This window comes from Flavobacterium sp. N1719, assembly GCF_025947045.1.
Classification (GTDB): domain Bacteria; phylum Bacteroidota; class Bacteroidia; order Flavobacteriales; family Flavobacteriaceae; genus Flavobacterium; species Flavobacterium stagni.
The window spans coordinates 977,639-998,181 of record NZ_CP109993.1; the positions used below are offsets into that span (position 1 = coordinate 977,639).

A 20,543-nucleotide genomic window follows, 5' to 3' on the forward strand; every position below is an offset into this window, starting at 1 on the left:
AATCAATAAAATAAAAAAAGCTTCAAGTAATTCTTGAAGCTTTTGTTTTTTAGTATTATCCTTTGTGCAGGCCAAAGAGTCGGGAGACATATTTACCAACTACATCAAATTCCAAGTTTATTTTGGTGCCTATTTCAAACGTATGAAAATTAGTGTGTTCATAAGTATAGGGAATGATTGCTACACTAAATTCGTTCTCCTTTGAATCAACAACGGTTAAGCTTGTTCCATTGACGGTTACAGAGCCTTTTTCTATCGTGATATTGGATAAAGAAGCATCGTATTCAAAAGTAAAATACCAACTACCTTTTGCCTCTTTGATTTCTTTGCAAAATCCTATTTGATCTACATGGCCTTGAACAATATGTCCGTCCAATCGATCACCCAATTTCATGGCACGTTCCAAATTCACTTTATCGCCCACGTTCCAATCACCCAAATTGGTTTTTAAAAGCGTTTCTTGAATAGCGGTAACCGTATATTGATTATCTTGAATAGCAACAACGGTCAAACAAACGCCGTTATGTGCAACGCTTTGATCAATTTTCAATTCTTGAGTTAAGGAGCTAGACACGGTAATGTGCAAGTTTTCTTGGTCTTTTTCTAATGCCGTGATTGTTCCTAGGGTTTCTATGATTCCTGTAAACATTTGTCGTTTTTATTTTCTAAATTTGCCCTTCAAAAGTACGCAATAAAAACCGACTTCAAAAGCGCATGAAAAAAGCAGAATCTATAATTGTTGGAATATCTATCGGAGACCTAAACGGTATTGGCAGTGAAGTGGTGTTAAAGACCTTTGAGGATACACGTATGTTGGAATTGTGTACGCCAGTGATTTTTGCCAATGTAAAAATTCTGTCTTTTATTAAGAAAACCATGAATTCTGAATTGCCATTGCATGGTATTGATCGCATAGATCAGTTGGTGGTAGGTAAAGTGAATGTGTTGAATGTTTGGAAAGAAGCCGTTGATATTCAATTTGGTCAGTTGAGTGATGAAGTAGGAGCGTATGCGATTAAATCCTTTAAAGCTGCTACCGAAGCCTTGAAGAAGAATGAAATAGATGCTTTGGTAACAGCACCTATTAATAAATATAATATTCAGTCGGAAGGATTTGCTTTTCCAGGGCATACCGATTATTTGGATAAAGAATTGAAAGGAGATGCCTTAATGCTAATGGTGCATGATCAATTGCGTGTGGGTTTGATGACCGATCATGTTCCAGTGAATGAAGTCTCAAAACACCTTACAGAAGCGCGTGTAATTCAAAAAATTGAAACCATTTACCATACATTAAAACAAGATTTTCGTATTAATCGCCCTAAAATTGCTGTGTTGGGTTTAAATCCACATGCCGGGGATAATGGCGTGATAGGAAAAGAAGATCAAGAGATTTTAAAACCCGCTATTAAAAAAATGTTTGACAAAGGCATTTTGGCTTTTGGGCCGTACTCTGCCGATGGTTTTTTTGGTTCGGGGCAACATGAAAAGTTTGATGCAGTAATAGCATCCTATCATGATCAAGGATTAATTCCGTTTAAAACCTTGTCTTTTGGACAAGGGGTGAATTATACGGCAGGTTTGGATAAAATTCGCACTTCACCTGATCATGGAACAGCCTTTGAAATTGCAGGAAAAAATCAAGCCGATGCATCCTCTTTTAAAGAAGCAGTGTATAAGGCCATTGATATTTATGGAGCCCGTCAAGAGTTTCAAGAATGGTCGAAAAACCCGCTGAAAATCAAAGAAAAACAATTGGAATCAAAAAAAGGGGCATAACCCTTTTGGATTTGAGATAAATTTATATCTTTGCACTCCCAAAGTTGAGGCTTCAATTTTGGCAAATTGGTGAAATGATGAAAGTTACGAATGATTTTTTAATTCCTTTCACAGGGTTAAAATTGGGAAAACACCAATTTGATTATCAAATTACACAGAAGTTCTTTGACGCATACGAGTATTGTGATTTTGAAAATTGTGCCGTTGATGTAAAAGTAACCTTAGATAAGAAGACTACTTTTATGGAAATGACGCTCAAACATAAAGGTACTGTTTTTGTACCCTGTGATGTTACAGGAGAAATGTTTGATTTGCCAATTAAAGGTGCTATAAAACTGTTGGTTAAGTTTGGAGATGCCTTTAATAATGAAAATGAAGAGTTATTGATTTTGCCGCATGGCGAACATCAAATTGACATTACACAATATGTATACGAGTTAATCGTGTTGTCTGTGCCGCAAAAGCGAGTGCATCCTGGAGTAAAAGAAGGGACACTTAAGAATGAAGCATTAGAGCGATTGTCGGTAAATTCGGTCAAAGAAGTAAAAGAAGAGATTAAAGAAGAAAATACAGATCCCCGATGGGATAAATTAAAACAACTATTAACGGATAAATAATATAAAAAATGGCACATCCTAAGAGAAGACAGTCATCTACCAGAAGAGACAAGAGAAGAACTCACTACAAGGCTACTGTAGCTACTATCGCTACATGTCCTGTGACTGGTGAGGCTCATTTGTACCACAGAGCTTACTGGCATGAAGGTAAAATGTATTACAGAGGGCAAGTAGTTATTGATAAATCAGTAGCTGAGGCTTAATATATACGGAAAAAATTCCATCAAACTCTCACCTATGTGGGAGTTTTTTGTTTTTTCAGTAGATAAAGAATAACTCAATATTTTTTTGTAATTTCCACCCTTTGAAAATTTCTGATTTTCAAGGACTATTAAATTAGACTATGAGTACAATTACCGCCGCTATTACAGCCGTAGGCTCTTATGTTCCGGATTTCGTTTTGTCGAATGCCGTATTAGAACAAATGGTTGACACCAACGACGAATGGATTACTACGCGTACCGGAATTAAAGAAAGAAGATTGCTAAAAGAGCCCGGAAAAGGAACTTCCTATTTGGCGATAAAAGCCGCTCAAAATCTTATAGAAAAAAATAATATCGATCCGTTAACGATTGACTTAATCATTATGGCTACGGCTACACCCGATATGCCTGTGGCTTCAACCGGAGTCTATGTGGCTTCTCAAATTGGTGCAGTCAATGCATTCGCTTTTGATTTGTCAGCCGCCTGTTCAAGTTTTCTTTACGGGATGTCTACGGCTTCCGCTTATATTCAATCAGGACGCTATAAAAAAGTGTTATTGATTGGTGCCGATAAAATGTCATCCATTATTGATTACACCGATCGCGCTACTTGTATCATTTTTGGCGATGGTGGTGGAGCGGTTTTATTTGAACCCAATACAGATGGCTTAGGCTTACAAGATGAATTTTTACGTTCTGACGGAATTGGGCGCGAATATTTAAAAATTGACGCAGGAGGTTCTATCCTTCCCGCTTCAAAAGATACTGTAGAAAACGGACAACATTTTGTATTCCAAGATGGGAAAACCGTATTTAAATACGCAGTTTCAGGCATGGCAGATGTGAGTGAAAAAATTATGCAACGCAATAATTTGACACACGATGATATCAATTGGTTGGTTGCCCACCAAGCTAATCGTCGCATCATTGATGCAACTGCCCAACGTATGGGATTGGATGAATCAAAAGTGTTGATTAACATCCAGCGCTATGGAAACACAACTTCAGCAACTTTACCGTTGTTATTATCTGACTATGAAAGTCAGTTGAAAAAAGGAGATAATCTGATTTTTGCGGCATTCGGTGGTGGCTTCACTTGGGGGGCTATTTACTTAAAATGGGCATACAACAAACAATAAAACGATAACTAAAACGAAAGAACTATGGATTTAAAAGAGATTCAAAATCTAATCAAATTCGTATCCAACTCGGGTGTTGCTGAGGTTAAATTGGAAACAGGTGATGTGAAAATTACCATCCGTACTACCCTAGAAGGGAATACTCCTGATATTACTTATGTACAGTCTGCACCTGCAGCTCCTGTGATGACGCAAGTAGCCGCACCAGCTCCTGTAGCAGCCGCACCAGCTCCTGTAGCAGCCGCACCAGCAGCCGATGATGCGAAATATATCACTATTAAATCACCAATGATCGGAACTTTTTACCGTAAACCAGCTCCCGATAAACCTGCATTCGTTGAAGTAGGAACATCCATTGGAAAAGGAGATGTACTATGTGTAGTTGAAGCGATGAAATTATTCAACGAAATCGAATCAGAGGTTTCTGGAAAAATCGTAAAAATCTTGGTAGACGATATGTCTCCAGTAGAGTTTGATCAACCGTTATTCTTGGTAGATCCGTCTTAATTTGTTGTGATTTTAATACGTACACAGGATTCGTGTGTCGTGTTCAAATCTATGTTTAATTTAAATTGAAACAGGATGTTCAAGAAAATATTAATTGCCAATAGAGGCGAAATCGCTTTGCGCGTAATTCGTACGTGTCGTGAGATGGGAATCAAAACCGTTGCGGTTTATTCTACAGCTGACGCGGAAAGTTTACACGTGAAGTTTGCAGATGAAGCGGTTTGTATCGGACCTGCACCTAGTAATCTGTCGTATTTAAAAATGTCCAATATTATTGCGGCTGCAGAAATTACCAATGCAGATGCAATTCACCCAGGATATGGTTTCCTTTCGGAAAATGCAAAATTTTCTAAAATCTGTCAAGAGCACGGCATCAAGTTTATTGGTGCTTCTCCTGAAATGATTGAAAAAATGGGAGACAAAGCAACTGCAAAAGCGACTATGAAAGCGGCGGGCGTGCCTTGTGTACCGGGTTCAGATGGGATTTTAGAATCTTTTGAACAAGCAAAAGTTGTAGCGAAAGAAATCGGTTATCCGGTGATGATGAAAGCTACTGCCGGAGGTGGTGGTAAAGGAATGCGTGCTATCTGGAAAGAAGAAGAGCTTGAAAAAGCTTGGGAAAGTGCGCGATTAGAAGCAGCTGCTGCCTTCGGAAACGATGGTATGTACATGGAAAAATTGATTGAAGAACCTCGTCATATTGAAATTCAAGTAGTAGGTGATTCTTACGGTAAAGCCTGTCACTTGTCAGAACGTGATTGTTCTGTACAACGTCGTCACCAAAAATTAACGGAAGAAACGCCTTCTCCATTTATGACGGACGATTTACGTCAACGTATGGGAGATGCCGCTGTAAAAGCTGCAGAGTTTATACAGTATGAAGGAGCTGGAACGGTTGAGTTCTTGGTGGATAAACACCGTAATTTCTACTTTATGGAGATGAATACCCGTATCCAAGTAGAACATCCTATTACGGAGCAAGTAATTGATTACGACTTAATTCGTGAACAAATATTAGTAGCAGCGGGTGTGCCGATTTCTGGTAAAAATTATTTACCACAATTGCACTCAATTGAATGTCGTATTAATGCGGAAGATCCGTATAATGACTTCCGTCCTTCACCAGGAAAAATCACTGTATTGCATGCGCCAGGCGGACATGGAGTTCGTTTAGATACGCACGTTTACGCAGGGTATACGATTCCGCCGAACTATGACTCCATGATTGCGAAGTTGATTACTACGGCACAAACTCGTGAAGAAGCTATCAACAAAATGAAACGCGCTTTGGATGAGTTTTATATTGAAGGCATCAAAACCACAATCCCTTTCCACCGTCAATTGATGGATGAACCGGATTATGTAGCGGGTAATTACACCACAAAATTCATGGAATCATTCAAAATGAAAGATCCCAATTAAAATAAAGCCACCTTTCGAGGTGGTTTTTTTTGCTCTACTCCAAATTTCATTTTCTTTTTTAAGCAAATAATAATTTAAAAGAATAAAAAAACCCGCTCCAAAGGAACGGGTTAATTTATATTCTAATACAAAGTATTAAGCTTGGAATGGTTCAATAGATACAAATGATTTATTGTCCCCTTTTTTCTGGAATTTTACAATTCCATCAACCTTAGCGTGTAATGTATGGTCTTTCCCCATATACACATTTTCACCTGGGTTGTGTTTAGAACCACGTTGTCTAACGATAATGTTACCTGCGATAGCCGCTTGGCCACCATAGATTTTTACACCAAGTCGTTTCGACTCTGATTCTCTACCGTTCTTAGAACTACCGACACCTTTCTTGTGAGCCATGATGTTTTGGTTTTATAAGTTATTACTCTTCTGTTTTTTTCGTTTTCTTTGGAGCTTTTGGTGCATCCTCCGATTTTTCTGCTTTAGGCGCTTTTGCTTTTTTTGGCGCTTCTTCAGTAGCTTCTACTGCTGGAGCTGCTTCTTTTTTAGCCGCTTTTTTAGCACCTGTTGCTGCAATACCTTCAATTACGATTTGGGTTAACGCTTGACGGTGACCGTTTTTCTTTTTGTAACCTTTTCTTCTTTTCTTTTTGAAAACGATTACTTTTTCACCTTTAAGGTGTTGTAAAACTTTCGCTTCTACTGAAGCACCTTCTATAGCTGGGGCGCCGATCGTAATTGTTCCGTTGTCATCTAATAAAAGAACTTTTTCAAAAGAAACTTTTGAACCTTCTTCGTTCGCTAAACGGTGAACAAAAACTTTCTGGTCTTTGCTTACTTTGAATTGTTGCCCTGCTATCTCTACGATTGCGTACATAACAATAATGTTTAGTTAAAAATTTTAAGGTTGCAAATATACAAATATATTTTATCGAAACAAGTGCTTTTGTAAAATACTTTCCTTTAAAATCAAGGACTTACAAATATTTGAAAGTCAAGTACTAAATTCTTCAGTATCCTCAGGTAAAAAAATTACATTTGTGTAACAGAATTCCGTTCCGATATACTAATGGGACATTCGATTTAACGCAGGGTGATAACCCAAAAAACAAATAACTAATTCTTATGAAAAAATCTTTAATCGCTTTAAGTTCATTGCTTATGCTTGGAGGTACTGCTCATGCTCAAAAAGTTGTATTTGAAGAGTATGATTTAGCCAATGGAATGCACGTCATTCTTCATAATGATCCTTCGGCGCCTGTAGTGATTACTTCGGTAATGTATCATGTAGGAGCCAAGGATGAAAGACCGGACCGTACTGGTTTTGCTCACTTTTTTGAACATTTATTGTTTGAAGGAACACAAAACATTAAAAGAGGGGAATGGTTTAAAATTGTAACTGGTAATGGAGGAACAAACAATGCCAATACTACTGATGACCGTACCTATTACTTCGAAGTTTTTCCATCAAATAATCTTGAATTAGGATTGTGGATGGAATCAGAGCGATTAATGCACCCTGTAATTAATCAAATAGGGGTTGATACACAAAATGAAGTGGTAAAAGAAGAAAAGCGTTTGCGTGTTGATAACCAACCCTATGGTCAATTAATTGCTGAGGTAAAACGCAATATGTTTTTCAAACACCCTTACCGTTGGGCAACCATCGGATCAATGGAACATTTGGATGCTTCAACCTTAGAAGAGTTCCAAGCGTTCAATAAAAAATATTATACTCCAAATAATGCTGTTTTGGTAGTAGCAGGTCAAATCGATGTTGCTCAAACCAAAGAATGGATTCAAAAATATTTTGCTCCAATTCCGCGTGGAGAAGAAATTAAGCGTGAAACGTTTGTAGAAGATCCTATCACTAAAGAAATGCACGCTACGTATGAAGACCCCAACATTCAAAAACCAATGGTGGTTGCTTCTTACAGAACGCCTTCTATGAAATCACGCGACGCGCGCGTTTTGGATATGATTTCTTCGTATTTAAGCGATGGTAACAGTTCGAAACTGTACAAAAAAATCGTTGACGATAAGAAAATGGCGTTACAAATTGGCGCCTTTAACTATTCACAAGAAGATTATGGTATGTACATTTTATATGGAATGCCTCAAGGAGATGCTACGTCAGCTGATTTAATTAAAGAAATCGATGAAGAGATTGTGAAATTGCAAACGGATTTAATCTCTGAAAAGGATTATCAAAAATTGCAAAATCAATTTGAAAACAATTATGTAAATAGCAATGCAAGTGTAGAAGGAGTTGCTGAGAATTTGGCTTCATACTATTTGTTATACGGTGATGTGAATTTAATCAATACAGAAATCGAAATGTACCGTTCGATTACGCGTGAAGAAATTCGTGACATTGCGAAAAAGTATTTGAACCCAAATCAGCGTTTGATTTTGGATTATGTTCCTGCTAAAGACAAAGCTGAATCTAAATAATTGAAACAACATGAGAAAATCTATTATACTTCTATCCGGCTTGTTTTTAACCTTAACTATGCAAGCACAAGACCGACCACAACCTAAACCAGGACCAGCACCTGCGATTCAAATCAAAAAGCCTGAAATTTTTTCGTTACCCAACGGATTAAAAGTAATGGTGGTTGAAGACCATAAGTTACCCCGTGTTTCATTTAGTTTAACTATTGATAATGCTCCTTTTGCGGAAGGAAATAAAAAAGGGGTTGACAACCTAACCAGCAGTTTGATGGGGAACGGTTCTACCAAAACTTCCAAAGATGCGTTCAATGAAGAAATAGACTTCTTAGGCGCAGATATTAGTTTCAGTGCACGTGGTGCTTACGGTAGCGGATTATCAAAATATTCAAAACGTATCATGGAATTGATGGCTGAAGGAATGTTGATGCCTAATTTCACACAAGAAGAGTTTGATAAAGAACGCGATAAATTAATCGAAGGATTAAAAACCCAAGAAAAAAGTGTTCCAGCTGTAGCGGGACGCGTGGAGAATGTTTTGGTGTACAGCAAAAATCATCCTGCAGGAGAATATTTGACTGAAGAAACCATCAAAAATGTTACGTTAGATGACGTTAAACAAAACTATGCGACCTATTTTGTTCCTGAAAAAGCGTATTTGGTAATCATCGGGGATGTGAAATTCAAAGAGGTGAAAAAAATGGCGACTAAATTGTTCGAAAATTGGACAAAAGCTACCGCTCCGCAAATTTCATATACTTCGCCAAGTAATGTACAATTCACACAAATCAATTTTGTCGATATGCCCAATGCGGTTCAATCGGAAATTGCTGTAGTGAATTCGGTGAATTTAAAATTATCAGATCCGGATTATTTCGCAGTGATTGTAGCCAACCAAGTTTTAGGTGGCGACTTCAACGGGTATTTGAACATGAATTTACGTGAAGCTCATGGATGGACCTATGGTGCGTATTCAAGTATTGGAAGCAACAAATACATGAACAGTAAGTTCAAAGCCAATGCCCAAGTACGTAACTCAGTTACCGATAGTGCAGTGGTGGAAGTTTTGAAAGAAATCAAACGTATTCGCACAGAAAAAGTGAGTGAAGAAGCCTTGGCTAATGTAAAAGCGGGTTACATCGGACGTTTTGTAATGCAAGTTGAAAAACCACAAACCGTTGCACGTTATGCCTTAAATATTGAAACAGAAAGTTTACCAGCTGATTTCTATGAGAATTTCATTAAGAACATTCAAGCGGTAACCGCTGACGACGTGATGCGTGTGATGAATAAATATGTCTTAGCAGACAATTTACGTATCATCGTAACGGGTAAAGGGAGTGAAGTAATTCCAGGTTTGGAAAAATTAAAAATTCCAATGTTCTATTTTGACAAATTTGGTAATCCTACAGAGAAGCCAAAAATGAAAATGCCTATCCCTGCCGGTGTAACCGTTAAAGCCGTAATGGATAACTACATCAAAGCCGTAGGTGGTGATAAAGCAGTGGCTGGAGTAAAATCTATTTTCGTTAGCGGAACTTCTGAAATCGAAGGCGCACCCGCTCCTTTAGCATATATTACAAAGCGTGATAATAAAGGGCGAATGATGTTGAAATTAGAATTAACCGGAATGATGGAATTGTCCAAACAAGTGATTGGCGATAAATCAGGGTATAATTCAGGTCAAGGTCAGAAAAAAGACTTAACTGCTGAAGAATTTGCTGAGAAAAAAGCGATTGCAGGTACTTTTGAAGAATTGGCTTTAGCGAAAAAAGCAGATGTAGTATTGGATGGTATCGAACCTTTCAATGGTGCTGATGCGTATGCTGTGAAAAACGGAAAAACTACGTATTACTATGATGTGAAAACAGGTTTACGTTTGGGTTCATCTACAACACAAGAGCGTAACGGTCAAAAAATGACCTCTTCTATTTTGTATTCCGATTACAAAGATGTAAAAGGGATTAAAGTGCCTTTTACCATTGTATTGTCTCAAGCTGGAAGAGATATTGAAGTGAAAGTAGCTGAAGTAAAAATCAACGAGGGAGTAACCGACGCTGATTTTCAGTAATTAAATCATAGAATTTATATGAAAGACCGTCTTTATGGCGGTCTTTTTTATTTTTTACTTGAAAGATATACACCTAATAATATAATGGAGGCACCCAAACCTTGAACAGCGGTTAAGGATTCTCCGTCATAGATTCCCCAGCCTATGGCAACCACAGGAATTAAATAGGTTACCGAAGTAGCAAAAACAGGTGCCGATAGCTGAATTAGTTTGTAAAATAAAATGTTGGCGATTCCTGTTCCGATTACTCCTAAAATCATGACATAAAACAAAGAATGCTGGATTTTTACTTCATGAAAATGAGCGGATATTCCCGAAGAGAATAATAGGATAGCCGCTGGAAGTAGCATCACCAAGAAATTACCCGTAGTTATACTTAACGGTTTTACATCGGATAAATATTTCTTAATCAAATTGACATTGGTGGCATAACATAATGAGGCAATCAAAACGAGTACGGTATACCCATAATTTTGATTCGGGTGTGAAATTGCCCCATTGATAATTAATAATAAAGTACCTATTAAACCAATGATTACACCCAAAAGTTGTGCTCTTTTGAAGGTAAGCCCAAATACCAAGATTCCAATCAGTAAGGTATTCAAGGGTGTCAATGAATTTAGTATAGAACTGATCGAACTGCTAATTTGGGTTTGGGCAATGGCAAACAGGAAAGCAGGAATAAACGTTCCAAACAGGGAAGTTAAAGCAATGTATTTCCATTGATGGTGCCGAATTTCGCGTAAGCTTCCAAATCCGATGATTAATAAAAATACAGCAGAAAAGGTAATTCGCGCCGCCCCTAGTTGAATGGGTGTGAGTCCGACCAACCCCCGTTTAATCAAAATAAATGAACTCCCCCAGATTACGGCCAATACCATAAGGAAAAGCCATTTTAGTTGTTGATTGGACATGTTTCGTTGTTTGTAAATGCAAAATTGGCATTATTTTATGAATGTCCGTTTAAAAATATTTTTAATTTTGTTTTTGAAAATCAAACTCAACATCATGAATGCTCCTAAAATTGTAGCTTTTGCAGCTGCGTCTTTAATGCTAATGACTTCTTGTAAACAGGAAACGGCGGCAGCCGCTGGAACAGAAACCGCACAAAATCAAAAAGCACCTGCTGTGAAACCTGAAACAGCTTCTATGCATATTGAAGGGATGACATGTGCTATCGGTTGTGCTAAAACAATTGAAGAAAAACTGGCTGAAACACCTGGTGTTCAAGAAGCAAAAGTAGATTTTGACAAAAAAGAAGCGACGGTTCACTTTGATGCTGATAAACTATCAGAAAAAGATTTAACGAAATTGGTTGAATCGTGTGCAGACGGTAAAACCTACAAAGTGTCGAATGTAAAAGTAGATAAGAAAGTGTAATTAATAGGCGCTACAAAAAATATAAAGGGCTTTTTTAAAGGCCCTTTTTTATTTCCATTGAATGGTTTCCATTAGATTTTGCATGTCGTTTTTGATATAATCAGCGGCAGGCATTATGGAATCAAAATTAGGTTTTGCATAAAAATACATCGACCCGCTTAAGAAATGTCGGGTGCTGTCGGTTACATAAAATTGAGCGTTAGTAGCCGCATTACCTCCCACACGATAAAACATGCCGTAAACTTTATGTTTTGGGTTGTAAAAAGGTTGTTCTAAAATATTATCCGCTTTAATGACATGCTTATAGGTAAGTTTTTGCGTATCTCGCAGCAACTGTTCTAAGTTGCCTTGAACCGGTTTGTAGGTTAAAAACAAGGTAGCTTTCATTTTGGGATAAGTAATAGTATAGTCACACGAACCTTTTTCTTTGATTACAGCATGAGCATTCACAGCAAATTCAAACGGACAATTGCTTTCAAATTTAGTATAGGTAGCTAATGGATATTCCAAGCGTAAATGACCCGGGGGTTTGGGTAAGATGTCGTCTTTACAACTGGATAGTAAAATGGAAATTACAGCGGTATATCCTAAAAAATATAAGCGTTTAAGCGGCATTGAGTGTGACTTTAATTTGTTTGATTCTTTTTTTGTCGACAACTTCTACGGTGAATAGACAGTTGGCAAAATGTATTTTTTGTCCTTTTTTGGGGAAGTTTCCTTGTAATTCCAACAAAAATCCCGCTAAGGTTTCGGCTTCTCCTTTGTGTTCTTCAAAAAGATCTTCGTCCACTTCAATGATACGGTATAAATCTTTTAAGTTGATTTTTCCTTCAAAAAGAAAATTCCGTTCGTCAATTTGGGAGTAATTAATGTTTTCGTCATCAAATTCATCACTGATGTCGCCCACAATTTCCTCGATTACATCTTCCAAAGAAATCAAACCCGAAGTGCCTCCATATTCATCTACAACAATAGCCAAATGGTTTTTCATCCCTTGGAAATCCTTTAATAAATCGTCCAGCTTTTTGTTTTCAGGAACGAAAAAGGGTTCGCGCATTAACTTTTGCCATTCAAACTCTTTCTTATTGATGTAGGGAATTAAATCTTTGATAAACAAAACGCCAACAATATGGTCGATATTGTCTTGGTAAACAGGAATTCGAGAGTATCCTTTGTCTACAATTTTAGGAAATACTTCTGAAAAAGATTCTTTAATGTCAAGCGCAAATAAATCAATGCGCGGACTCATCACTTGTTTGGCTTCGGTATTTCCAAAGGATACAATACCCTCTAATAACTTTTGCTCCTCTTGAGTAGTGTCTTCGGATGAAGTAAGCTCCAGCGCTTGCGAAAGCTGATCAACAGAAAAATTGGTTTTTTCTTTACCTAATTTTTCTTGAATAAAAAGCGTCAACCACCGCAAAGGCATACTAATTGGCGATAGTATTTTATTGAGAAAAACGAGTGGGTATGTAATGAAAACAGCAAATTTTGTGTTGTTCCGACTCGCATACACTTTAGGTAAAACTTCGCCAAATAATAAAATTAAAAAGGTGACTAAGATTACTTCGACAATAAATTTTACCGCAGGTATGGCAATTGTCGAAAACAAACGATCCAGAGAAACTGAAAAAAGAATGACAATAGCAATATGTAAAAAGTTGTTGGCAATCAAAATGGTCGCCAACAACTTTTTAGGTTTTGCTAATAAATCAGAAATGATTTGAAACTTGCCCGGTTGCTTTTCAGAAAGTTGCTGTAAATCTTTTTGTGTAAGGGAGAAAAAAGCTACTTCAGTAGCAGCGACCATAGCACAACAAAACAGAAGAACTAAAATGCCGATACTGCCAAAAAGCATCTCAGAATCGAATATTACTACCGAATGTATACCGGGGTCTAGCTCCAAATGAAAAAGATTAGTTGAACTTCTATCTAGTAAGGCATGTCGTTTTCAACATGAGAACTAGGTGTTTCGTAACCGGAATTTCGTGGTTCATGATTTGGAACAGAACGACTTTCTAAATCTTTTTTCACATTTAGAAAGGTAAATTCTGTCACCTGAATTTCTGTTGTGTATTTGGTTACACCTTCTTCCGTCGTCCATTGACGCGATTTGATGCGACCTTCTACATAAATTTTATCGCCTTTGGTTAAAAAGCGTTCGCAAATTTCAGCGGCTTTGTTGCGCACAACTAAATTGTGCCACTCCGTTGAAGTGATTTTTTCGTTTGTTGATTTGTTAATGTAAATTTCATTCGTGGCCAATGGAAATCGACCAATGCAATTACCGCCTTCGAAATAGTGCATTTTAACATCATCCCCCAGATGACCAATCAGCATAACTTTGTTAAGTGTCCCGTTCATAATAATATGGCGTGTTTATATCACGCAAAAATACAAATTTATAAATAATTAGACTTAATAAAATTATAAATAACAATGGGAAAAGGGTAATTTTCAAGTGATTCGGCCTTTATACCTGAAGTTAATAATTTATTAAGACTAATCTTGTAAAAACGAATATACAAATTTTGGTGTGATAGTTTGTGTAAAACAGCTTCATTCTCTAATACCCTAACTGAAGATAACGATTTTTCAGCATGTTCTGTTTCTATTTTACGTAGAATTTCTTCGTAAGGTTTTGATTCTGTTGTTTCTAAAAGTGGAAATTGATATAAATTGTGCCAAATCCCTTTTTCAGTTCGCTTTTCCAGTAAGGTTTTTCCTTCCGGATCTTCAAAAACTAAGTAATGAAAAAAGCGGTTGGTTACTTTAGTCTTCTTCAATTTCACGGGTAATTGCGCTGTTTTTTTATCGCGTAAAGCTATGCAACCCGATTGAAAGACACAGCTTTCACATTTCGGATTTTTGGGTGTACAATGAATGGCGCCAAATTCCATTAACGCTTGATTGAATTGCGCTGGACGATTTTTATCTAATAAGGTATTGGCCAATTCTGAAAATTCTTTCTTAGCTTTAGATGAGGTGATGTCGGTTTCAACTCCAAAAAAGCGCGATAAAACACGATAAACATTGCCGTCTACAACAGCAACGGGTTCGTTAAAAGCAATGGAAGCTATGGCAGCAGCTGTATAATCGCCCACTCCTTTTAATTGTAATAATTCATCATACGTATTTGGAAAATTCCCTTGGTACTCTGCTACAATTTGTTGGGCTGTGAAATGCATGTTACGAGCTCGGGAGTAATAGCCCAAACCTTGCCATTGTTTTAAAATGGCTTCTTCGGGTGCTTTTGCCATATCGGTAACCGTTGGAAACGCTTCTAAAAAGCGAAAAAAATAAGGTGTAGCTTGTGCTACTCGCGTTTGTTGAAGCATAATTTCGGACAGCCAAATGCGATACGGATCACGCGTTTGACGCCAAGGAAGATCGCGTTGGTTTTCTAAATACCAAAGCAATAGGGAGTTAGTAAAATCCATAGCAATTCTGAGTTTAACAAAAGTATAACTTTATGTATTTAAATTTTAATAGATTATACTTGAAAATTTGTTTTTTTAATTCCTATATTTGCACTCTCAAAAATTTACACATAATTATTAAATACGAAAGAAAATGACGAAAGCAGATATCGTAGCGAAGATTTCAGAGAAATTAGGTCTTGAAAAAGGAGATGTTCAATCTACTGTAGAAGCGTTGATGGAAGAAGTGAAAACTTCATTGGAGAACGGAGATAATGTATACCTAAGAGGATTCGGTAGCTTCATCATCAAAACAAGAGCTGAAAAAACAGGAAGAAATATTTCAAAAAATACAACAATCAAAATTCCAGCTCATAATATTCCTGCATTTAAACCTGCAAAAGTATTTGTAGAAGGTGTAAAAGCTAAAACTGAAGTTACAGTATAAAAATATTTATTAATCACTAACAAATTAACCTATGCCAAGCGGTAAAAAAAGAAAAAGACATAAGGTTGCGACGCATAAACGTAAGAAAAGAGCGAGAGCAAACCGTCATAAAAAGAAAAAGTAGTTTTTAACTACTTTTTTCTTTTTACACGTTCCTTGAAATTACGGGATTTATTTCAAAAAACGCTGAATTTCAATAGATTTTGCGCTCACTTTTTACGTTTTAGTGGGTTCAAATGGAATATTAGCATATGAAATTTTCCCTACGGGTACTACCTGTAAAAATGTTTAATCCATCCTAAAATTGGTCGATTTGTCTTTAAATCAACCTGTTCCGGGATAAAAATTTACAACATGAATAAAGAATTAATCATTCGTAAGGATGAAAATGCTGTAGATTTTGCCTTATTAAAAGATGGAAAACTCATTGAATTACACAAAGAAGAAGAAGATCGTAGCCAGTTTTTGGTGGGGGATATTTTTATCGCCAAAATCCGAAAACCGGTACCTGGACTCAACGCTGCCTTCGTAAACGTTGGATTCGAGAAAGATGCATTCTTGCATTATCACGACCTAGGACCTAATCTTACTTCTTATTTGAAATTCATTAAACTTGTAAGCACAGGTAAAATAAAAGATTTCTCCCTAAAAAACTTTCCGTTTGAAAAAGAGATTGATAAAAATGGTGCCATCGCTGATGTGTTGAGCGCCAATCAATCAGTTCTAGTTCAAGTGGTCAAAGAGCCCATTTCCACTAAAGGTCCCCGCATTAGCTCTGAGCTATCATTTGCTGGACGTTATTTGGTGTTAGTGCCGTTCTCCGATCGGGTTTCGGTTTCTCAAAAAATCAATTCTCGTGAAGAAAAAGACCGTTTGAAAAAACTAGTTTCCGCTGTCAAACCGAAAGGATTTGGTGTTATTGTGAGAACAGTAGCCGAAGGCAAATCAACAGCCGAACTCGAAAAAGACTTGCAAAATCTGATGAACAGATGGTTTGCAATGTGTAAAAGATTACCAACGGCCCATCATCCCTCCAAAGTATTGAGCGAACTGACTAAAGTTTCCTCCATGCTTCGGGATATTTTTAACGATACTTTCACCGGTATCACTGTGGATGATGAGGAGTTGTACCAACAAACAAAGGACTATTTAGCCGAAATAGCGCCGGAGAAACAAAAAATTGTGAAGCTTTATCAAGCTGTGGATGTTCCGCTTTTTGAAAAGTACCATATCGAACGTCAAATCAAAACCTCATTCGGGAAAACCGTTTCCATGAGTAAAGGAGCTTATTTGATAATCGAGCACACAGAAGCACTTCACGTGATTGATGTAAATAGTGGAAATCGTTCCAATAAAGCCGCAAGCCAAGAGGCCACCGCGCTCGAAGTGAATATGATTGCCGCTACTGAAATCGCACGTCAATTGCGCTTACGTGATATGGGCGGAATTATTGTTATCGATTTTATCGATATGCAAAATCCCGAAAATCGCAAAGTCCTCTACGATCATTTCAAAGAGGAAATGAGCGACGATAAAGCCAAACACAAAATCCTGCCGCCGAGTAAATTCGGTCTCGTGCAGATTACTCGACAACGGGTGCGTCCCGAAGTCAACATTAAAACTCAGGAAGATGATCCTAGTCAAGGGTCTACCGGTGAAGTCGATGCACCAATTCTGCTCATCGACCGCATTGCTTCCGATGTTGAACGAATTAAAGACAACCACAACAAACTTGTGCTCAATGCACACCCGTTTGTGGCTGCCTACCTTACTAAAGGTTTTCCATCTTTACGTTTGAAGTGGTTCTTCGAACATAAAAAATGGGTGAAAATCATACCTCGTGATGCTTACACGTACCTCGAATACCGTTTCTTTAACGAAGAAGGAAACGAGATTAAAGAATAAAGAAAAAACCGCCTTTCGATGTGAAGGGCGGTTTTTTTGTTTTTGGGCAGCAATTCCGGCTTTCCGCTGTATCTCCCTCCTAACGTCGGGAGGATGCCGCTTCAATCCGGGCTGCATCATGCTATCAATCGCGAATCAACTCAACTTTACGTTTGATTTCATTGCCTTTTTCATCTACTACCGTCACACGATGCACACCCGTTTGGGCCGTAATCTGCATTTCGTGAAAGGTTTGGGTGGTTCCCAAAAATCGGTCATCTACATACCAATACAATTTGGCCTCTCGATTGGAATGGGCCACCTTAAATACAACAGGCTGAATCACTCCGTTAAAGTTTTTCGTCAAATAAATTTTACTCGTAGCCCGCGGATAAATAAAATCCATTTGTACTTGTGTTTCCCCCACACAATCCGCTCGGAAAGGCGGTAAAGGTTGGTAATCAATATGTAAACTTTTATAATACCATTCCCAAACCGGTGGCAATACAAACCATTTTTTGGTTACAATTTGGTCTACCGATTCACAATTGCTATTTACACGAAACTGTTCGGTTGGGTCCAAATGCACCAGTTTATGGTAGGGACAAACACTGGTTTTCAATCCTTTAACCGGAATCCATTGCTTCGTTTTAGGGCAATCATCTTGCGCAATATGTCCGCTTTGGGTACAAATTTCAGCTTGTTCCAAATCGTTTAGAGGCGCTTTAAACCAACCCGATTTAGGCAGCGTATTGAATACATCGAACAAAATGGGAGCCGCACTGTCTACACCCGTCAACTCGGGCCGGCCTTCTCCGGATGCATTTCCTACCCAAACGCCTACTACATATCGTGAATTGGTTCCAATCGCCCATGCATCGCGATTGCCAAAACTCGTTCCTGTTTTCCAAGCAATCGGTAAGGCTGAATCATAAAACTTCCAAGCTTCATCACCTTCTGGACGGTTGACTTCTTTCATTGCCGTATAGGTGAGGTAAATCGAACCTGCTCCATAAATCGTTTTGTCATAGGAATCAGACCCAAAATCTTGCTCAAAGCCATGAATGAAATTCAAGTCAGTAAATTCATTGGTACGGTATTTTTTGGTCCGGTTGTAATAATTTAAGGTCGACGTCATATTGGCATACGTCTTCGTTAAATCCCATAAATTACTTTCGGCACCGCCCAAAATCAAGGATAAACCATAATGATCAGGGTGTTTGTTGATGTTTTTTTGACCTAATTTTTGCAAAGTTTCATAAAACTTCGGAATACCGTGTTCTTGCAACATCAAAACCGCTGGAATATTTAATGAACGCGATAAAGCGCGTTGTGCTGGAACGGCACCATCAAAGGTTTGGTTAAAATTTTGCGGTGCATAGCCCGAAATTTGAGTCGGAATATCCGCTACTAAAGTGTTGGGTAAGAGTTCGCCCTCATCCAACATCGAAGCAAACAAAAGGGGTTTTAAAATACTTCCTGTACTTCGCGGAGCGCCAATAATGTCAACATCTTTGCCGTGTTGCACATCCGTAGGGGCATTGCCCACATAACTCACAATATTGCGGTTTTGTACGTCAATAACAATCACCGCCAGATTATGGACTTCGTTTTGTTTGTATTGATTGTAATAATAACTCGCAATTTGATTCACCCGATTTTGCAACGGCAATTCAAGGGTTGTCTTGATACGTTCTCCTTGATGTTTTTTGACCACCCGTTCTAATAAATGAGGTGCGAATTGTGGTAAATCATAGGGTTTTTGTGGTAACGGTTCTTTCAGTGCCAATTCGTAAGTGAGTTGGTCAATCTCTTTATTTTGGTATAATTTTAATAATAAGGCATTGCGCTTTTTCAATAATTTTTCCTGATTTTTTCCTGGATAAATCAATCGTGGCGCATTGGGTAAAACCGCTAAGGTTGCACTTTCTGCCCACGAAAGTTGGTGCGCTTGCACGCCAAAGTACCGCCAAGAAGCCATTTCCAATCCGACTACATTACCCCCAAAAGGCGCATGCGCCGCATAAAGTTCGAGAATCGTGTCCTTGGAATGACGAAACTCCAAACGTGTTGCCAACACGATTTCTTTTATTTTCTCCCAATAGGTGCGGTCTTGATTATTCCGCGATAAGCGAATGACTTGCTGGGTCAAGGTACTCCCGCCACGAACCACTCTTCCAGCCGCCCGATTTTGTTGTACGGCTTTGTACATCGCAACAGGATTGAATCCCCAATGCTGATAAAAATGTTCGTCTTCATAATAGACAATGCATTTTTTGAATTTTTCAGGCACACTATCTTTTGAAGGGAAGCGCCATTGACCATCGGTAGCAATTTTTGCAGCCAATAACTCTCCATCCGAACTTTCAATCACGGTGGCGTAGGGGACTTGAAACAAGGTGCGAGGCAACGAGAAATAATACACCAAAAGAGCAATCATTAGGACTGCCGATTTTTTGGGATGTTCACCTACGCGGGTTTTCACTGTTTTAAAAAACAATGAAAGCTTAGATTGTAAGAAGTGAATTAATATGTAAAGCTGTTTCTGCAATGATTTGATGATTAAGACCTAACAGGTTTTTAAAACCTGTTAGGTTTGTTTATTGTTCAAGAAATAGAATATCCTTTAAAAGTTCAAAATTTATTTTTTTTGAAACATGTTCGTATTTAAAATTATCAATCCCTCCAAATAAAGCAATAGTGAATTGTCGAGTCAACAATGTTGGCTGTAGGCAAAGATAGGCTTTATAGGAGGAGTAATTGTACGACTCAAAATCCGTACAAACTTTGTGGAATTCTGGATTAAAGTGCACATATAGAATAGATTGAATTAAATATTCATTTGAATCGATTCGATTTCTTTTTAGATGTTCTTGGAATAAACTTCCAGTTCTGCCATAGGCTTTGTTTATTGCTTTCGCATAGCTGTTAAAAAAGTTGGAAAAAGGCAAGTGAAGTTTGTCTTCCTTAACATTTTTCATCTCTTCTCGTTCTTTTATTTTTAAAATGATATGAAAATGATTTTTCATCAAACAATAGGCATAAATTTCAGCAATTGGATGAAGATACTTTTTCATAAGATTTAAAAAATAGAGATAATTTCGCTCTTCATGGAATAAATTTTCTCCATTGTTTCCTCGGTTGTAAACATGGTAATACCCACCATATTCAAATAGTTCTCGTTTCATTTTGGCATATATTATAGACCTAACAGGTTTTAAAACCT

At 37.7% G+C, this 20,543-nt stretch carries 21 protein-coding genes; 11 read left to right on the forward strand and 10 right to left on the reverse strand.

The genetic code is table 11. The annotated features are described in order from the left end of the window. Window positions 1-55: 55 nt before the first annotated feature. On the reverse strand, window positions 56-649 hold the full coding sequence (locus OLM45_RS03970) for a riboflavin synthase (RefSeq protein WP_264512169.1): 594 nt from the start codon (window positions 647-649) through the stop codon (window positions 56-58). 65 nt (window positions 650-714) lie between these two features. Here OLM45_RS03970 and pdxA point away from each other — a divergent pair, with 65 nt between their 5' ends. From pdxA to accC, 6 genes are all read left to right on the forward strand, one after another. Beyond that, the gene (pdxA, locus tag OLM45_RS03975) at window positions 715-1,779 is read left to right on the forward strand and encodes a 4-hydroxythreonine-4-phosphate dehydrogenase PdxA (protein ID WP_264512171.1); all 1,065 of its coding nucleotides are present in this window, start codon (window positions 715-717) and stop codon (window positions 1,777-1,779) included. 77 nt (window positions 1,780-1,856) lie between these two features. Further along, on the forward strand, window positions 1,857-2,396 hold the full coding sequence (locus tag OLM45_RS03980; protein WP_264512918.1) for a YceD family protein: 540 nt from the start codon (window positions 1,857-1,859) through the stop codon (window positions 2,394-2,396). 8 nt (window positions 2,397-2,404) lie between these two features. Beyond that, on the forward strand, window positions 2,405-2,599 hold the full coding sequence (gene rpmF, locus OLM45_RS03985; RefSeq protein ID WP_129460132.1) for a 50S ribosomal protein L32: 195 nt from the start codon (window positions 2,405-2,407) through the stop codon (window positions 2,597-2,599). A gap of 140 nt (window positions 2,600-2,739) precedes the next feature. Beyond that, on the forward strand, window positions 2,740-3,738 hold the full coding sequence (locus OLM45_RS03990) for a beta-ketoacyl-ACP synthase III (protein ID WP_264512174.1): 999 nt from the start codon (window positions 2,740-2,742) through the stop codon (window positions 3,736-3,738). A gap of 24 nt (window positions 3,739-3,762) precedes the next feature. After that, complete coding sequence (accB, locus tag OLM45_RS03995) at window positions 3,763-4,245, forward strand: acetyl-CoA carboxylase biotin carboxyl carrier protein (protein ID WP_264512176.1); 483 nt, start codon at window positions 3,763-3,765, stop codon at window positions 4,243-4,245. A gap of 75 nt (window positions 4,246-4,320) precedes the next feature. Further along, window positions 4,321-5,667 (forward strand): acetyl-CoA carboxylase biotin carboxylase subunit, encoded by a 1,347-nt coding sequence (accC, locus tag OLM45_RS04000; protein WP_129460129.1) that lies wholly within the window; start codon window positions 4,321-4,323, stop codon window positions 5,665-5,667. Window positions 5,668-5,802: 135 nt separating this feature from the next. On the opposite strand, the gene rpmA is transcribed toward accC, so the two are convergent. Both rpmA and rplU read right to left on the reverse strand, forming a co-directional pair. Beyond that, complete coding sequence (rpmA, locus tag OLM45_RS04005; RefSeq protein WP_264512178.1) at window positions 5,803-6,063, reverse strand: 50S ribosomal protein L27; 261 nt, start codon at window positions 6,061-6,063, stop codon at window positions 5,803-5,805. Window positions 6,064-6,085: 22 nt separating this feature from the next. Further along, entirely contained in the window at window positions 6,086-6,541 is a 456-nt protein-coding gene (rplU, locus tag OLM45_RS04010; RefSeq protein WP_264512180.1) for a 50S ribosomal protein L21, read from the reverse strand. A gap of 248 nt (window positions 6,542-6,789) precedes the next feature. On the opposite strand from rplU, the gene OLM45_RS04015 reads away from it, so the two are divergent. Together OLM45_RS04015 and OLM45_RS04020 are read left to right on the forward strand one after the other, a co-directional pair. After that, complete coding sequence (locus tag OLM45_RS04015; RefSeq protein ID WP_264512182.1) at window positions 6,790-8,118, forward strand: M16 family metallopeptidase; 1,329 nt, start codon at window positions 6,790-6,792, stop codon at window positions 8,116-8,118. A 10-nt stretch (window positions 8,119-8,128) separates the two neighbouring features. Beyond that, entirely contained in the window at window positions 8,129-10,186 is a 2,058-nt protein-coding gene (locus tag OLM45_RS04020) for a M16 family metallopeptidase (RefSeq protein ID WP_264512184.1), read from the forward strand. Window positions 10,187-10,233: 47 nt separating this feature from the next. Here OLM45_RS04020 and OLM45_RS04025 read toward each other — a convergent pair whose 3' ends face one another. Continuing rightward, the gene (locus tag OLM45_RS04025) at window positions 10,234-11,100 is read right to left on the reverse strand and encodes a DMT family transporter (protein WP_264512186.1); all 867 of its coding nucleotides are present in this window, start codon (window positions 11,098-11,100) and stop codon (window positions 10,234-10,236) included. A 94-nt stretch (window positions 11,101-11,194) separates the two neighbouring features. Here OLM45_RS04025 and OLM45_RS04030 point away from each other — a divergent pair, with 94 nt between their 5' ends. After that, window positions 11,195-11,566: a heavy-metal-associated domain-containing protein gene (locus OLM45_RS04030; protein WP_264512188.1), complete on the forward strand. Its 372-nt coding sequence runs from the start codon at window positions 11,195-11,197 to the stop codon at window positions 11,564-11,566. 48 nt (window positions 11,567-11,614) lie between these two features. Here OLM45_RS04030 and gldD read toward each other — a convergent pair whose 3' ends face one another. The 4 genes from gldD to mutY form a co-directional block, all read right to left on the reverse strand. Then, a complete protein-coding gene (gldD, locus tag OLM45_RS04035) occupies window positions 11,615-12,181 on the reverse strand; it encodes a gliding motility lipoprotein GldD (protein WP_264512190.1) in 567 nt (188 codons plus the stop codon). Beyond that, the gene (locus OLM45_RS04040; RefSeq protein WP_264512920.1) at window positions 12,171-13,424 is read right to left on the reverse strand and encodes a gliding motility-associated protein GldE; all 1,254 of its coding nucleotides are present in this window, start codon (window positions 13,422-13,424) and stop codon (window positions 12,171-12,173) included. The genes gldD and OLM45_RS04040 overlap by 11 nt, the downstream gene beginning before the upstream one ends. Window positions 13,425-13,498: 74 nt before the next feature. After that, entirely contained in the window at window positions 13,499-13,930 is a 432-nt protein-coding gene (locus tag OLM45_RS04045; protein WP_129460121.1) for a single-stranded DNA-binding protein, read from the reverse strand. A 38-nt stretch (window positions 13,931-13,968) separates the two neighbouring features. Then, complete coding sequence (gene mutY / locus OLM45_RS04050; RefSeq protein ID WP_264512191.1) at window positions 13,969-15,006, reverse strand: A/G-specific adenine glycosylase; 1,038 nt, start codon at window positions 15,004-15,006, stop codon at window positions 13,969-13,971. 133 nt (window positions 15,007-15,139) lie between these two features. Here mutY and OLM45_RS04055 point away from each other — a divergent pair, with 133 nt between their 5' ends. Together OLM45_RS04055 and OLM45_RS04060 are read left to right on the forward strand one after the other, a co-directional pair. Next, a complete protein-coding gene (locus OLM45_RS04055) occupies window positions 15,140-15,433 on the forward strand; it encodes an HU family DNA-binding protein (RefSeq protein ID WP_129460119.1) in 294 nt (97 codons plus the stop codon). Window positions 15,434-15,787: 354 nt separating this feature from the next. Next, window positions 15,788-17,338, forward strand: coding sequence for an Rne/Rng family ribonuclease (locus tag OLM45_RS04060; protein WP_264512192.1), 1,551 nt, complete (start codon window positions 15,788-15,790; stop codon window positions 17,336-17,338). A 124-nt stretch (window positions 17,339-17,462) separates the two neighbouring features. On the opposite strand, the gene pbpC is transcribed toward OLM45_RS04060, so the two are convergent. Next, window positions 17,463-19,757, reverse strand: a complete 2,295-nt coding sequence (pbpC, locus tag OLM45_RS04065) for a penicillin-binding protein 1C (protein WP_264512922.1) — start codon at window positions 19,755-19,757, stop codon at window positions 17,463-17,465. Between the two features lie 160 nt (window positions 19,758-19,917). Beyond that, window positions 19,918-20,505 carry a transposase gene (locus OLM45_RS04070; protein ID WP_264512193.1) on the reverse strand — a complete coding sequence of 196 codons (588 nt, stop codon included), beginning with the start codon at window positions 20,503-20,505 and terminating at the stop codon, window positions 19,918-19,920. Between the last annotated feature and the right edge of the window lie 38 nt (window positions 20,506-20,543).

What these genes read in the sequence shown, in the direction of transcription:
- OLM45_RS03970 (WP_264512169.1), bottom strand. Translation starts at nt 649, where the DNA reads ATGTTTACAGGAATCATAGAAACCCTAGGAACAATCACGGCATTAGAA.
- pdxA (WP_264512171.1), top strand. Translation starts at nt 715, where the DNA reads ATGAAAAAAGCAGAATCTATAATTGTTGGAATATCTATCGGAGACCTA.
- OLM45_RS03980 (WP_264512918.1), top strand. Translation starts at nt 1,857, where the DNA reads ATGAAAGTTACGAATGATTTTTTAATTCCTTTCACAGGGTTAAAATTG.
- rpmF (WP_129460132.1), top strand. Translation starts at nt 2,405, where the DNA reads ATGGCACATCCTAAGAGAAGACAGTCATCTACCAGAAGAGACAAGAGA.
- OLM45_RS03990 (WP_264512174.1), top strand. Translation starts at nt 2,740, where the DNA reads ATGAGTACAATTACCGCCGCTATTACAGCCGTAGGCTCTTATGTTCCG.
- accB (WP_264512176.1), top strand. Translation starts at nt 3,763, where the DNA reads ATGGATTTAAAAGAGATTCAAAATCTAATCAAATTCGTATCCAACTCG.
- accC (WP_129460129.1), top strand. Translation starts at nt 4,321, where the DNA reads ATGTTCAAGAAAATATTAATTGCCAATAGAGGCGAAATCGCTTTGCGC.
- rpmA (WP_264512178.1), bottom strand. Translation starts at nt 6,063, where the DNA reads ATGGCTCACAAGAAAGGTGTCGGTAGTTCTAAGAACGGTAGAGAATCA.
- rplU (WP_264512180.1), bottom strand. Translation starts at nt 6,541, where the DNA reads ATGTACGCAATCGTAGAGATAGCAGGGCAACAATTCAAAGTAAGCAAA.
- OLM45_RS04015 (WP_264512182.1), top strand. Translation starts at nt 6,790, where the DNA reads ATGAAAAAATCTTTAATCGCTTTAAGTTCATTGCTTATGCTTGGAGGT.
- OLM45_RS04020 (WP_264512184.1), top strand. Translation starts at nt 8,129, where the DNA reads ATGAGAAAATCTATTATACTTCTATCCGGCTTGTTTTTAACCTTAACT.
- OLM45_RS04025 (WP_264512186.1), bottom strand. Translation starts at nt 11,100, where the DNA reads ATGTCCAATCAACAACTAAAATGGCTTTTCCTTATGGTATTGGCCGTA.
- OLM45_RS04030 (WP_264512188.1), top strand. Translation starts at nt 11,195, where the DNA reads ATGAATGCTCCTAAAATTGTAGCTTTTGCAGCTGCGTCTTTAATGCTA.
- gldD (WP_264512190.1), bottom strand. Translation starts at nt 12,181, where the DNA reads ATGCCGCTTAAACGCTTATATTTTTTAGGATATACCGCTGTAATTTCC.
- OLM45_RS04040 (WP_264512920.1), bottom strand. Translation starts at nt 13,424, where the DNA reads ATGCTTTTTGGCAGTATCGGCATTTTAGTTCTTCTGTTTTGTTGTGCT.
- OLM45_RS04045 (WP_129460121.1), bottom strand. Translation starts at nt 13,930, where the DNA reads ATGAACGGGACACTTAACAAAGTTATGCTGATTGGTCATCTGGGGGAT.
- mutY (WP_264512191.1), bottom strand. Translation starts at nt 15,006, where the DNA reads ATGGATTTTACTAACTCCCTATTGCTTTGGTATTTAGAAAACCAACGC.
- OLM45_RS04055 (WP_129460119.1), top strand. Translation starts at nt 15,140, where the DNA reads ATGACGAAAGCAGATATCGTAGCGAAGATTTCAGAGAAATTAGGTCTT.
- OLM45_RS04060 (WP_264512192.1), top strand. Translation starts at nt 15,788, where the DNA reads ATGAATAAAGAATTAATCATTCGTAAGGATGAAAATGCTGTAGATTTT.
- pbpC (WP_264512922.1), bottom strand. Translation starts at nt 19,757, where the DNA reads ATGATTGCTCTTTTGGTGTATTATTTCTCGTTGCCTCGCACCTTGTTT.
- OLM45_RS04070 (WP_264512193.1), bottom strand. Translation starts at nt 20,505, where the DNA reads ATGAAACGAGAACTATTTGAATATGGTGGGTATTACCATGTTTACAAC.